Raw genomic sequence first — 793 nt, 5'->3', positions numbered from 1 at the left:
GGGGGTATCCCCGAAGGCTGCCCGGCTCGCCGGGACGGGGGCTATGTCTATTCGGTTGCCTCCCGGCACATCGCGCCGAGGGCCCACAGCCACCTCACGAGCTCGGCGGCGGTGGCGGCGTTCGCCTTCGCCTGGGGCATGCCCCTGGCGAGCATCTCCTCGCGGCGCCGGAGCAGGCGCTCGGAACCCTTCCTCCCGTGCATCCTCACCTCGAGCGGGACGCCGCTGCCCTTGGGCATCAGCTTCGGTTGGTGGCTCGCCTGGACGTAGCTCCAGGACCCCTCGACTGCCAGCCTCCTGACGAGCGCGTTGCCGGCCCCGCTGATCCCGCCGAGGCGCACGGAGTCCGCGCTCGACCTCTGCTTCGGGGCGAGGCCGAAGTAGGACGTCACCTGCCTGCCGGAGCGGAACCTCGAGAAGTCGCCGACCTCGGACGCGAAGGCGGCGGCGAGCGCGAACCCGCACCCCTTGATCGACTGGAGCGCCTCGACCTCCGCCGAGAGGGGGCCCGCCGCGACGGCGGCCCTGTACTCGGCGAGGAGGTCGTCGCGCGTCTCGGCGGCCGCCTCGACCTCGCTCCTCAGCGCCGCAAGCGCCCGGATGCCGCCGTCGTCGGCGGGCCGGACCTTGTCGAGCCACCTGAGGAAGTCGTACGTCCAGTACCTCCGGGGGTTTCCGGCCGGCGTCGTGCCGCCGTAGGCGTAGCCACGGCGGGCCAGGAACGCCAGGAGCCGCTGCTTCGCCGCCGCGAGCCTCGCGGTCGCCGCGTCGTGGGCCCCGGCGAGGTCCCTGA

General features: G+C 73.6%; 1 protein-coding gene. It reads right to left on the bottom strand.

From position 1 onward, the window contains the following. Positions 1–47: 47 nt before the first annotated feature. A partial coding sequence (locus tag AAAX31_RS10065) for a transposase (RefSeq protein ID WP_349077112.1) occupies positions 48–793 on the bottom strand: 746 nt, incomplete at its 5' end.

Origin of the sequence: Collinsella sp. CLA-ER-H5, assembly GCF_040092375.1 — a bacterium.
Taxonomy (GTDB): Bacteria; Actinomycetota; Coriobacteriia; order Coriobacteriales; family Coriobacteriaceae; genus Collinsella.
Note: the sequence above shows the minus strand (reverse complement) of the source record. Positions and strands in the feature narration are given on the sequence as shown.